Source organism: Niameybacter sp. (assembly GCF_036655075.1).
Taxonomy (GTDB): Bacteria; Bacillota; Clostridia; order Lachnospirales; family Cellulosilyticaceae; genus Holtiella.
Map to the genome: position 1 here is coordinate 138,273 of NZ_JAVVQU010000002.1, position 13,375 is coordinate 151,647.

The 13,375-nt window shown below is 38.4% G+C and carries 11 protein-coding genes; 2 read left to right on the top strand and 9 right to left on the bottom strand.

Annotated elements, in window-relative coordinates:
* Nucleotides 1–3: 3 nt before the first annotated feature.
* The 5 genes from RRY75_RS01525 to RRY75_RS01545 all read right to left on the bottom strand — a co-directional run bounded on the left by RRY75_RS01525 (nt 4) and on the right by RRY75_RS01545 (nt 7,434).
* Nucleotides 4–357 (bottom strand): hypothetical protein, encoded by a 354-nt coding sequence (locus tag RRY75_RS01525; RefSeq protein WP_332527661.1) that lies wholly within the window; start codon nt 355–357, stop codon nt 4–6.
* A 500-nt stretch (nt 358–857) separates the two neighbouring features.
* On the bottom strand, nt 858–3,806 hold the full coding sequence (locus tag RRY75_RS01530) for an insulinase family protein (protein ID WP_332715464.1): 2,949 nt from the start codon (nt 3,804–3,806) through the stop codon (nt 858–860).
* Nucleotides 3,807–3,955: 149 nt separating this feature from the next.
* Nucleotides 3,956–5,173, bottom strand: coding sequence for a metallopeptidase TldD-related protein (locus RRY75_RS01535; protein WP_332527659.1), 1,218 nt, complete (start codon nt 5,171–5,173; stop codon nt 3,956–3,958).
* A gap of 12 nt (nt 5,174–5,185) precedes the next feature.
* Nucleotides 5,186–6,523: a TldD/PmbA family protein gene (locus tag RRY75_RS01540; RefSeq protein WP_332527658.1), complete on the bottom strand. Its 1,338-nt coding sequence runs from the start codon at nt 6,521–6,523 to the stop codon at nt 5,186–5,188.
* A gap of 212 nt (nt 6,524–6,735) precedes the next feature.
* A complete protein-coding gene (locus RRY75_RS01545; RefSeq protein WP_332494381.1) occupies nt 6,736–7,434 on the bottom strand; it encodes an S-layer homology domain-containing protein in 699 nt (232 codons plus the stop codon).
* A gap of 414 nt (nt 7,435–7,848) precedes the next feature.
* Between RRY75_RS01545 and RRY75_RS01550 the strand changes: the two genes are divergently transcribed.
* Nucleotides 7,849–8,361 (top strand): hypothetical protein, encoded by a 513-nt coding sequence (locus RRY75_RS01550; protein ID WP_332494379.1) that lies wholly within the window; start codon nt 7,849–7,851, stop codon nt 8,359–8,361.
* A 185-nt stretch (nt 8,362–8,546) separates the two neighbouring features.
* Here RRY75_RS01550 and RRY75_RS01555 read toward each other — a convergent pair whose 3' ends face one another.
* Both RRY75_RS01555 and RRY75_RS01560 read right to left on the bottom strand, forming a co-directional pair.
* Nucleotides 8,547–9,314, bottom strand: coding sequence for a sulfite exporter TauE/SafE family protein (locus RRY75_RS01555; protein WP_332527657.1), 768 nt, complete (start codon nt 9,312–9,314; stop codon nt 8,547–8,549).
* Between the two features lie 73 nt (nt 9,315–9,387).
* Entirely contained in the window at nt 9,388–10,308 is a 921-nt protein-coding gene (locus RRY75_RS01560) for an MYG1 family protein (protein ID WP_332527656.1), read from the bottom strand.
* 242 nt (nt 10,309–10,550) lie between these two features.
* Between RRY75_RS01560 and RRY75_RS01565 the strand changes: the two genes are divergently transcribed.
* Nucleotides 10,551–12,152: a peptide chain release factor 3 gene (locus RRY75_RS01565; RefSeq protein ID WP_332494375.1), complete on the top strand. Its 1,602-nt coding sequence runs from the start codon at nt 10,551–10,553 to the stop codon at nt 12,150–12,152.
* A gap of 107 nt (nt 12,153–12,259) precedes the next feature.
* Here the strand turns inward: RRY75_RS01565 and RRY75_RS01570 are convergent, their stop codons facing one another.
* The gene (locus RRY75_RS01570) at nt 12,260–12,730 is read right to left on the bottom strand and encodes a DUF6773 family protein (RefSeq protein WP_332527655.1); all 471 of its coding nucleotides are present in this window, start codon (nt 12,728–12,730) and stop codon (nt 12,260–12,262) included.
* A gap of 3 nt (nt 12,731–12,733) precedes the next feature.
* The gene (locus RRY75_RS01575) at nt 12,734–12,928 is read right to left on the bottom strand and encodes a helix-turn-helix transcriptional regulator (RefSeq protein WP_332494373.1); all 195 of its coding nucleotides are present in this window, start codon (nt 12,926–12,928) and stop codon (nt 12,734–12,736) included.
* Nucleotides 12,929–13,375: the final 447 nt, after the last annotated feature.

Sequence of the window (13,375 nt, forward strand, 5' to 3'; positions counted from 1 at the left end):
CCCTTAAAAAGGTTCTACTCCTTCTTCATTAAAAGGCGGAATGAAGCTCTCCTTATTGGTTTCTCCTTCTTGAATAAAACCATTTTCCACACCCAATTCCACAGCATAATCCACCAAATAGTCATAGTGCACTTGAGAAAGCGGGCGGTTAAGTTCGGGATACTTTGCCACATGAGCAAGTGGGGTATACTGGTTCATCAAGCTGATATAGAGGGTATGCCCGTAAGTTGTATATAAGTAGTCGATGACTTTTTTGAAGTCAAACAATAGTCCTGGGAGCATTAAGTGCCTCACAATGACACCCTTTTGCAAGATGCCATCCGCATCAAACTGTGGGGAGCCCACTTGACGTACCATTTCCTTTAAAGCAGCTTGGGTATAGTCTCATAACCTGGGGCAAAAGAATACTTTTTAGCATATTTATCTTTGAAATATTTAAAATCTGGTAAGTAAACATCTACATAGCCTTCTAAAAGTTTTAAAGTCTCTACTTGCTCGTAACCACTGCTATTATAGACAACGGGTAAATGAAGCCCCTTGGATTTTGCCAGCTTAAGGGCTTCTATAATCTGAGGCACATAATGGGTAGAGGTAACTAAATTAATATTTAAGGCATCTTGTTGTTGTAACTCCTCTTATCTGTTTATCTTTGTGTATTTTACTGTTGTTTTGTATCTTTCGTCTCTTTTATGTCTTATCTCTTGTCTCATTAACTTCATGTATCCTACTACTTATTTTATCTCACTCATCTTCTATTTCTTTTATGCAATCCCTTATCTTTTGCCGCTTCTTTTCCTTTATAGATAGCCTGCGCCTACTTAAGTCTTTCCCTCTTCTTTGTTTCTTAGATCTAGACCTTATAGACTGCGAATATGTTGGAAACGATTAGCTTCTTCCATAATCTTAGTGCGGCTGCCTATGACACAAAGTGCCTTCTGTTTGCAAACGGCTTCAAGTAGGGGCGCTAAACTTCTAAGCTCTTCCACCGTTGTGTGCAGCACTTGTTCCCACTCTTTCTCAATAAGTTCCTGAGTCACTTGGGTAATGCCATAGATTAGGACCTGTTCACTTTTTTGTTCCATGGTCAGTGGCTGAGTTAAACCTCCTACTGTTCCAATAATACAGCGTTCTAACTCTTTTGGTGTCAGCTCCAAGCTTTGTACAAAAGGCGTGCTTCCACTAAAGGCATCTAATGTTGCTCCAAGTTCTGGGTCACAGTAAGAACAAAAGACTAAGTTGCCATCTCGGCCTAGCGTCAGCTGCGCGCCGTATGCCCCACCTTGTAAACGTACTTTATCCCACAGATAAGTACTATCTACAATATGGTTAAGTACATATAAGCTCCCGTTAAAACTAAAGCCTAAATCCTTAAAGTTGCCACCCATCGTAATCGCTTGTACACCTGTAGCCATAGAAAAAGCTTCACTTTGAAGCGTTGGGGTAAACTTATACATTGCTGCCGGCTGTTTTCTACTTGGTAGCACCTCTAAGAAAGTCTTTAAGCATGCTTCCACGTGGGTATGCTCATGTGCTGGTGCTGTTACGCTTATAAAAAGTCCTTGTTTTTGCATGACTTGAGCATATAGAACCTCTAGCTTCTTCACCAACTGTTCAAAAGCCTCTGGACCTTTTTCTAATAAGTTAGTTTTTAAATCTTTTAAGAAGTCGTAGTACACCATGCCAGAAACATAGTCTTCATAAACGGCTGCCTGAGAACAGTAGGTATACACTGTACGCGTTGAACGATACTCTGGCGTACTTTTAAAGCTACGTTCCATCTCATAAATCATCAAGTCAATCAGTTCATGGACTTTCGTTGCATCTCCAAATACTGTATGACAAGTAATTTCTTCCAACAAACTTGGTAAAGTCTGAAGCTTGTTCACCAATACCTTCAAAGAAACTTTAAGATAAGGATGGAAAATATGGGTATTTTCACATGCTGCATAAGCTTGAATACTACAGTTAAGTCCCCCTGTTTGTTGATTGATGGCATTTTCTAAGGCGTGATAGCTGTAGTGCTTTGTACCTACATAAGTCAGGAGATTACCAAGTAATCCAAGATAAGTTAAATCCTCTTGTGCCACACACTTTGTATCAAACAAAAGATGTATATAGGCAATCTCTTGCGTATTTAAGTTATGCCACTGCCAAGTGACATCCTCTTCTTGCTTCGTTGTAAACTGAGGATACTTCGGTCTATTGGGCAAATCACTTAAACTAAGATGTGGCAGACGCTCTAAGTCTTCTTGGAGATTAGGCTGTTCTTGCAACTGCTCTAGTGCCTCATTGGTTAGAATAAGTTTGGTTAAAGCCTCCTCACTTAAGGATGCCTTATAAGCTGCAAGGATTGCTTCTTTCCTTTCCTCTTCTAACTGGTAGGTCTCTTCATCCGGTTCTAAAAGGGCACAAAGACTATGAGGATTATCTAAAAAGCATGTCTGAATGAGATGCTCAAAGTAACCATGGTGCATTTTTGCTTCAATGGTTGCCAACGCTTCTTCATATTTTAAATGACTAAAAGGATGTCCGTCATATAAAACGCCCATTTGTACTTCTTCGCTTAAAATCACACCTTTAGCTTCCCATGGTGTATCGCCTTCTTTTAAGCTAAAAGTAATCGTATTAAAAGCGGCATCGATTAAGTCTTTGCCCATTCCTTCTTTTGCCAAACGTTCGAGTACTTTTAAAACACGTTTCTTAAATGTCCCCTGATGAGACTTGTGACTTCCATTGAGTACAATAGAAAAAGTCGGTTGACGCTTACCTGTGTCATAGCCCCCCTCTTCAATACTTTTCCCAATACTATGCTGACCAAGGAGCACTTCATATAATGGAGAAGCTGGACTTTTTAATAACATATGCTCTAGCATTTCAAAGCCTAAGCGAAGGGGTACATCGTGAATGTCTCCGACTACAAAGCTTAAAGCTAAAAGGGCTTCATCCTTAGTCCCCTCTTCCTCCTCTTCACCTCTTGCCACTGGATAGTAGGCGTGACACGTTTTCATCTTTTTAAAAGGTTTTTGCAAAGGTATTTCAAAGACTTCATCTGTTTTTGCAAAGTCTTTAAGGACACCATCTAACTGTTTGAGTCTGGCTTCTAAATCACCCTTACCATATAAGAATAAAGTGCCATGATGTGGCTTATAAAACTTGTCATAAAAGGCTAAAAACTCGGCTTCTGTGAGCTGTACAATAGCCTCTGGATTCCCCCCTGAGTCATAGCGGTAACAGGTATCTGGGAAAAGGTTTTGATGGATTAAGCTTTCAAGTCTTGCTGAAGGCTCCATATATTCCCCGTTCATCTCGTTGTACACAATCCCACTATAAGTGATTGGCTCTTCTGGCGTTTCTAAGCTATAATGCCAGCCTTCTTGTTTAAACAAATAAGGACGTTCATGAATAAGTGGATGGAAAATCAAATCTAAGTACACTTCGATTAAATTCCCAAAGTCTTTTTCATTTTGACTTGCACAATAGTACATGGTCATATCTTTATAGGTACACGCATTTAAGCTCGTATTGAGAGAACCTTTATCCAGCTCCATAAACGTATCTTTTAAAGGATAATGCAAAGAGGCACAGCAAACAGTATGCTCCACAATATGAGCCACGCCTGTATCGTTAGCTGGCAAAGTCTTAAATGATGCAGTAAACACCTGATGCACATCGTCATTTTCTAGCTGAACAAGCTTGGCGCCACTCGCCCTATGTTCAAAAACTCTTGCTGTACTACTTATTTCTTCAATCCATTCTTCTTCTATAAGTTGAAACCCATGTATTAGGGTATTTTGTTGTAATAACATAAAGGTAAATCCTTTCTCTTTACTATCCTTTTAAAAGGTTAGTCTGTATACATTATAGCCTAGGTGACAAAGTTTTAAAAGTATTCTTCAAAAGCTCCTAAAAGTGATCCTTACTCACCTTTAGGAGCTTTAAATGAACAGCCCAAGCCTTAAGCTAAACTTACTTGCATATCCATTACAAGACATCTCATATTGTCTTTGACTACATCTTTTGTACAGCCTCTATAATCTTTCCCAAACATTTCATAGAGATTACTTGCAATATTAATGAGCGGCAAACGCCCAAGCATCTTCTCACCATCTGTCAAAATAGCATGTTGAACAGGATAACCAAAGTGTCCCTCCGGTGTATAGTCTCCACCCCCAGCCATAACGACTAATACGCCTAACTCCCCATTTAAAAGCTCTTTCAATGTTCGTTCTGAAGGTTTAACATAGCTATCTGGAATATTTAAAGTGGGTGTGCCATCGTACTCGCAAGTGCTACTGCCTGTATGTTGCAAACCATAGAGGCGTGCTGTCTTCTTATCTGTGTAAGGTGCTATAATCTTTCCATTCTCAATAAAGTTGTAAGTATAGTCTGTATTCATATACCCTTCTGCATCAAAGAAAGGCGCCATATAGCCCTCTTTCATATTTTGACCATAAGTAAAATCTGGGTGGAACTTTTGTTCTCCCATACAATCCTTAAATAGTGAGCTTCCCCTACCTACACTTTCTCCGTTTAACTCTTGTCTTAACTTAGGCTCTACCAACTGCAGGTCTAAAATAACGGGAAGTTTTCCTTCATGAGGCAACTCAACCTCTGTGGTATAAGAGCCTACAACACGTGCCACTTCTGCCCTAATCTTCTTTATATTCCATTCACGGTCTATTTGGACAACCCCTGTATCAAAGACATTGACCGAACTTTTCTCTCTTACTAAGAGCATCACTGTAATCATCAAGTCTCTATCACACAAGGAAACTTCTTGATCATTTTCAAGTTTGACACACATTTCTTCCATATTAATCTTATTAGAAAAACTAAAGTTAGGGTAAGTCTCGCGTAAGTAACTTAAAAGTCCTTCCACTTCTTGGATGAAATCCACTTCATCAAACTCTATTTCTCTACGGTCTCTATAGACTTTCTGTGCCTTACTCACTTCTTCTTCATACGGTATTTTCAAACTTAAGTTACTCACAGCCTCTTGTTCTAAAGCTGCTAAGTCAGGTGTACCGATTCCTCCTGCAACCCCTATGTACCCATCTTCATAGACTCTATAGCCCGTTTTTTGAATATTTTTCTTTCTTACAGACTCTAATTTAGTATCCACAATGTTGAGTGAAACTTGTTTCACGATTGTGGTGTAAATTTCTTTAACCATATCTATCTCCCCTTATTGTACGTCTAAATTTTGCACTCTTATATAGGGTCCACCAAACCCTACAGGTAATGGATACTGCTCCATCTTGCCACACCCACCACTTGTAAAACTAAAGTATTCCACTTCATTTGAAATCCCATCAATGAGGTAAAGTGTCTCCATCACATTCCCTGTCACAACAGCAACTGTTAAAGGCTCTGCAATTTGTCCCCCTCTAATTCTATAGGCACGCTTAGGTGCAATGGTAAAGACACTCATACCTGATCCATGAGCAATATCCTCTACATAAATCCCATCTTCTACCCCTGCGAAGAGTTCCGCTTTTGTAAGTGTCCCCTTATCTATATAAGTACTCGTCATTCTTACAATAGGCTCAAACTCAAAGTCCTTAGCACGCCCATTACCTGTTACCCCTTCTTCTAAAACATCTGCTGTAGATGCTGTATGTAGCCTACCTACTAGCTTACCATCTCGAATGAGATAGTTGACCCTGGCTCTATTTCCCTCATCGTCAAAAGGCGTATAGCCTGCCCCCTCTAAATCTCCTCGGTCAATGATATTTAAAGTGTCTACACCAACAGTTTTGCCTATGCACCACTCCGCCTTCATGGTTTCACTGCCTAGCATCAAATCCGCTTCACTTTTGTGCCCAAAACTTTCATGGGCAAATACCCCTGTGGCTACAGGTGCAAAAATCACTGTATACTTCCCAGGCTCAACAGGCACTGCCTCTTGAATAAACTTACAATCTTTTTCAATACTTTCGCCCACTTCCTTATGAAGATGGTTTAAAGCCTCAAATGTAGCCCCTGAAGATTGATACGCGTTGTCAAAGCGTTTGCCTTCCACATTCAAAGTATAGCCTACAATAAGTCCACTGGTTTCTTTGTCATAGCAAAGGTTAGCCCCTTTACTAGAATAAAAAGATTTGACTACTGAGCGTCCTAAATAGCGTACAGTATATTCTTTAACTGCTACAAACTGCTTAACCGTTTGGGCATAGTCACGTAGTAGGTCTGCTTGTTCCACCTTTGTAATCTTCCTAATGGTTCTTGCCTCATCATTCATCCGTTTTTCTTGATGAACTTCCAACCTTTGCACAATAGGATGCGCCTCAATGTTCGGATGAGGTGTTGCCATCCTAGCTAATTGTTCAATCTCTTCATCAATTTGATCTAACTGCGTCGTAGCACTATAATACCATTTTTGCCCATCAAAAATACGAATAAAAGCCCCCCGATAATGACGTTGCTTATTTTCTTTTAACGTATCATTTTGCAGCCGAGTTTGCGCTTCAAATACATCTTCAATACGTACATCTGTGTAAAGATTCTTAGGAAAACTAAACATGAATGACCCCCTTGGAAATTATTGGATATATTATATTATAAGTTAAACTTGTAAACTTGTACATAATACATACAAATTTTACACATTATTTATCTATTTACTTATGAATCTCTCATTTTAAAGTCTACCACCTTTCATATTCTAAAAAATCTTTTTAACCCAAAACACACCCTCTACCGAACGCTTGGTAGAGGGTATGTTTTACTGAATCCTTATTTAATAGTGTGAGTATGTTCTACTGCTGCAAATAAAATTTCCTCATACGCCCAGTGATTGCTTTCTAAGTCACTGAATAAATTTGGAATCTTGACATCACTACAATTTCTTTCAAATACACGATTTAAAGTGGTCACCGCTTCTGCACGGGTAATCGTTTGGTCTGCATTAAAACTGTTTGCATAATTAGATTTACGAATTTTTTGCACTTTTTCAATCATCACTGTAGCTTCTTGTGTTGTAATGGCATCAAAAGGTCTAAAAGAACCATCTTCATAACCTGTTACAATCCCAACACTCTCTAAGTAACCTATATAGGCATTGCTATAACGATTTGGGCGAATATCATCAAAAGAAGAAAGAATGTCTGTACTTTTACCTTCTAATAAAAGACGTGCAATCATTGTCCCAAATTCTTCACGGGTTACAGCACGCTCAGCTCTAAACGTGCCATCCTCATAACCTACAATATAGGGAAGGTGCTCAACTTCACAAGGTATTTCTGGTATCACTGGGAAAGTTGGGAAATTCGGCCACTCAATTTGTGGACGGTCGCCCTCAGGTTGTGTGGGTTGTGGTACATAAAGATTTTCCTCATCTTCACATTCATTGACATAGGCATATACAGGTACTTGTGCAACTGCAAATAAACTCACTAAACAAGCTGCCATTATTTTTTTATATTTAAAATTCATTTTCAAATCCCCTCCTCAATTTACATCTTCATTTATAGAGCAAGTATACCCTACCCCTTTACAAAATGTCCATGATTTAGGAGTAATTACAAGTTATTTCCAGATTACTATCCCTTGATTTTCCATTAGTCTACACCCCTATACCCTCTTCATATTTTGTCTTACTTTATTAGACTTATCCCTGTTGGTGATGCTATTAAAGATTCCTACATAAAAGCTGAAATTATCTGATACTTTGTTGAGAGATTTTGTTATAATAAAGCTCTACTTATCGACTAGATATTTTATGTGGTATTCCGGTCAGTCAAACTTTGGAGGCATAGAAAATTCTTTTACAAAAGATGCTAATGAAATCTAAAAAATAGAATGGATTAGTAGGTATTACAAATTAGGATTTGGAAAGAGGATGATAAAATGATTATTTTAATTGCAGGTGCTTCACACACTGGGAAAACTGTATTGGCACAAAAGATATTAGAAAAATACAAATTTACATATTTATCTATTGACCATTTAAAAATGGGACTTATTAGAAGTGGTAATACAGAATTAACGCCAGATGACGACGAGGAATTGGTTCCTTATCTTTGGGCTATTGTTAAAGAAATTATCAAAACAGCAATCGAAAATCGCCAAAACCTTGTAGTTGAAGGATGCTATATTCCTTTTGATTGGAAAAATGATTTCGATAATGAATATTTAAAAGAAATTAAGTATTATTGTCTTGTTATGACTAAAGAGTATATCGAAAACCACTTTTCAGATGTTAAACAATATGCTAGTTCTATTGAAATGCGACTTGATGATTCATACTGTACAGTAGAATCAATGATAGAAGAAAATGTTGAAAACTTGCGATTGTGCAAAGAGCATGACTGTACCTATATTTTAATAGACACTGAGTATAAGGTAGCGATTGAACTATAAAGTCCAGTTTACTAATCAATATAAATATATTTTCAACCAAACAATAGATAGTTGTTTAATAGGGATTATTTATAGTTAATGGAGGATTTGCAAATGAATATTGAAACAAGTAGTTATTCCTACACCCAAAAGGGGGATGTTGCATCATGTGATATGCAACATCCCCCTTTTACTTTTCCCTATCCTTAACCTAAAAACAAATCATACCCTATTTTAATCATAAGCAACAATAGCACCACCATAAACATAGGGCGAATAAGTTTCTTCCCACCTTTGATGGCAAGTCCTGCCCCAACCCAGTTCCCCGCAATCCCAAACAGTGCAGCAGGAATCCCTATACTCCATAAGATTTTTCCATTTAAGGCAAAAGTCACAAAGGCTGCCACATTTGATGCCAGGTTAACCACTTTTGCATTCCCAGAGGCGGTTACTAGGTCAAACCCAATAACGCCTGTGTACACAAGGATAAGGAAAGTTCCTGTCCCAGGTCCAAAGAACCCATCATACATCCCAATGAGAAAGCCTGAAAGGAGAGAAAGGACAATCATTCTTACTTTATTTTCTTCTACCCTACCCTCTTGGTCTCCAAAGTCTTTCTTACAGATAAGAAAAACGGCAATAATGGGTAAAAGCACTAAAAGCGTATAGCTTAAATAACGCTCATCCAAAATCATATTCAAGGTAGCACCCAATGGCGAACCCACTAATGCTGCCCCTGCGGAAGTCAATGCTGCTATGTAGTGAATTTTTTTGTTCTTCATAAATCTCACTGTGGAAAGCAGCGTTCCAAAAGTAGATGAACACTTATTCGTCCCTGTAGCCAAGTGAGGTGGCAAGCCTGCAGCCATATAGGCTGGGAGCGAAATAAGCCCCCCTCCACCTACAATGGCATCAATGACACCTGCCAAAAAGACAAGTGGGCATATAATCATTAACACTTTAAAAAATTCCATTAAAATCCCCCCTAAAATCCAATCTTGTTACTCACTACTTGCCTATCGTACTTTTTTAGTAGCGTCCTTAATCTCACTTCCCCTGACTTTTAGCTTCTTCCACAGCAAGTGCTGCCATCTTCAATGCACCTTCTTCGGTCTCATTTCCACATATAAATAGATTTGGATGGCAGAAGATACAGTCCTCTATACCTGTTAACTCTGAAAGGGCTTCATCTCTTAAGGCACCCCAAGCTACGGGTAAGTCCACTCTTGCCTCAAAGCTATCTTTTTCTTTAGGTACTGTTTGCACCCGGTAGGACCCTGCAATGTCTTGGAATACAACAAACCATACATGTCCTTCTGGATCTTGTTCTAAAAGCAAATCTTTCCACTTTACAGACTCGGTTAAAAGCAAAAGATGGGTTTCTTGAATCGGTTGGCTTTGAAGCGCTTCTTCCATATAATAGACACTTTTGTAGTACTCCCCAAATCGCATCACTAAACGGCTTAAGTAATGTTCAGCAAAGGCCACTGCTTCCATAAAGGCCTCATCTACAGTGTGGGTTTCTTGTTGAAGTGGCATATAGCTACTCACAATTTGTGAAAGTGTTGTCACTGGTGACTCAAAGTTATTAAGAGCAATGCCATTGTCCCCAGCATCTATTTGAATAATAAATTCATCAGCTACTTTCTTACTTAATGTTTCTTGCTCTTCTTCTTTAAGATGTGGACAAAACTTAGTGACATAATCTTTGCCAAAGTCACGCCATAAGAGGCCAAAGGCGCAGTAAGGGATTCCATCTTCCCTAAGCTCTTTGTCCATTTGATGATGGTCATAACGCCCTTCTCCAACATCTGCTACCACGTCACATGTTGCAAGCACTTCCTCCTTGCGTGTACGTACTACCTCTATTCCCGGGTATAGGCCTTTCATCATGGCTACACCAAATACTTCATCTGAATGAAAAACACCGTTATGTACGGCCATTTTCTTAATTACTCTTCCTGTCATCACGTTCTCCTTATTGGTCTTTTTTACACATTCACCTTGCATTATACTTTTTCTTTTTCCTATTAAAAAGGCTACGATCATATGTATTTTTATATTTTACACTTTTTTTGACCAAAAAGGTAGTAACTTATGCTTGACTTTTGACGTAAAGGATATAATAATTACAGAGATTGCACCCTAAAAAATGCGTTGTTAAACTCTAAAAAGAGATTTAAATATAGATCAAATAAGGATGGTTGAATATGTCATTAGAAAACACTATGGATGAAATCCAAAAAAGAAGAACCTTTGCCATCATTTCTCACCCCGATGCTGGTAAAACCACTTTAACTGAAAAATTCCTACTCTACGGAGGGGCTATTCGTACTGCTGGTTCTGTTAAGTCTAGAAGAACACAAAAACATGCTGTATCTGACTGGATGGAAATCGAAAAACAAAGAGGGATTTCTGTTACATCAAGTGTACTTCAATTTAATTACGATGGTTTCTGTATTAATATCCTAGATACACCAGGACATCAAGATTTCAGTGAAGATACTTACCGTACACTTGTTGCTGCTGATAGTGCCGTAATGGTGATCGACTCTGCAAAAGGGGTCGAAGAACAAACTAAAAAACTTTTCAAAGTTTGTAAAATGCGCGGCATTCCAATCTTCACTTTCATTAACAAATTAGATGCTTCAGGAAAAGACCCTCTAGAGCTTATCGAAGATATTGAAAATGCACTGGGTATTCGTGCCTTCCCTATGGACTGGCCAATCGGCTGTGGTAAAGGCTTCAAAGGGGTTTACAACCGTCTTAAAAACCACATCGAACTCTTTGCTGATGGAAACCATGGTCAATCTATGGTTGAAGCCATAGAATGTGACTTACAAGATGAAAACTTAGCCGAACTTTTAGGCCAAGACCTTTATGCAAAACTTATTGAAGATGTTGAGCTTTTAGATATGGCAGGCGATGACTATAGCCTTGACCAAATTTTAGCGGGTGAACTTACACCTGTCTTCTTTGGTAGTGCTATGACAAACTTTGGGGTAGAACCTTTCCTTAAAGCTTTCTTAGACATTACACAACCACCACAACCTCGTCAAAGTAGCCTTGGTGAAGTCGCGCCTACAGAAGATTATTTCTCAGGTTTCATCTTCAAAATCCAAGCCAACATGAACCCAGCTCACCGTGACCGTATTGCCTTCCTTCGTATTTGCTCTGGTAAATTCGAAAAAGGGATGATGACTAACTTGGTTCAAAAGAACAAAAAAGTTAAACTGGCTCAACCTCAACAATTCTTAGCACAAGACCGTGCTATGGTTGACGTGGCTTATCCTGGAGATATCATCGGGATTCACGACCCTGGTATTTTCAATATTGGAGATACCCTTTGTAGTTCAGATTTAAAACTTGAATATGAAGGTATTCCACAATTTGCACCAGAACACTTTATGAAAATTTCTACAATCAATGCCCTTAAACGTAAACAATTCTTAAAAGGCGTTTCTCAGCTTGCCGAAGAAGGTTCTGTTCAAGTCTTCAAACCTCGCTTTACCGGTGCTGAAGAACTTATTGTAGGGGTTGTAGGGGTCCTTCAGTTTGAAGTACTTGAATACCGCTTGAATAATGAATACGGTGTAGAAATCAAGAAACAACACTTACCATACAACTACATCCGTTGGATTGAGCAAGAAAACTATGACCCAGCTAAGTTTAAACTTACAGCCGACGCTATTGTAGCAGAGACAGAAGATGGTGCGCCTGTTCTTCTTTGCCAATACGAATGGTCTATTCGTCAAGTACTTGAACGTAATGACGATGTTACGCTTCACGAAACACATCTTAGAACAAACTAATCCTTTCATTACATCATAAAAGCCCACTTAAATCTACCGTTTCCTTGAAACCTTGGTTAGATTTAAGTGGGCTTTTATTACGTGATACCCTATAACCCTATTTATTTCTATTCTTGATCACATTCCTGTTCAAGAGCCTTTTGTCTTTTTCGGCTCCACCAGTTCATACCCATATAAAGTACAAAACTTGCTCCTGTTGCTACCACAAAAGAAATGCCTATACTCATGGCCAAAGCACCACCCTTTTCACTAACGGTTGTAGCATTTCCACTATTTAGAAATACTGTCACTAATGCAATCGTTACACCTGTTACAAGACTATTGATTACCGCTGTTTTAGTCGCATTTTTCTTAGGTACCACTTCATGCCCACGCATTAATGCACGTATGACAATATAAAGGGATGCGCCAAAAAAACCAACAAATTCTACCGCATAAGCTTTAAAAGGTGCTTGAAATACATATTGTTGTACAAGTACACTTCCTATTAAATAAACCATTAGTAATTGACAAGCATCACTACCAATCTTACGTTTTTCAGATACCACTCTTTCATCTTGCTTTATTGATTTTTTCATTTTCTATTCCTCCCAAAATAATTGATCTAAAGTTTTACCAAGTGCTTTGCATATAGCAATGCACAAATTTAAAGTGGGGTTGTATTTTCCCGACTCAATAAGTCCTATCGTTTGTCTCGTTACCCCTACCTCATTGGCTAAAGCTTCTTGGTTCATGTCACATTCCATACGTGCTATTTTCATTCTTTTATTTGGCATTTCTCTACCTCCTTATAGCATCATTGTATAGTATAATTTCTAAAATGTAAAGTATATATTGCATTTTTCAACACATACTTTACTATTAGCAATGTATCCATTGAATACTCGCTATGTTATAACCCGCCACTTCTTTGCTCAACTTAACCGTCTAACTTTGCCAATCGCTTGTCTATTTGATACGCAAAATTGCCCTTTAAGCATAGTTTTTCTCTGCTTTGGACTATAATACGCTTACATCTTTATAATTATATATTCCAATAATCGAGGGATAATGGTATGTATTGATAGATATAGTGTTTATTAAACTACTCACCTACCGAAGTAGGTGGAATTGGACATAAATGTCCCGGACTGAAAGTCCGTATGTAAGACTTAAGTCCTCTGAAAGGACCTAAGCTTAAGCTTACTCTAATCATGACTGAAACTCATTCTTCAATTTTGAAG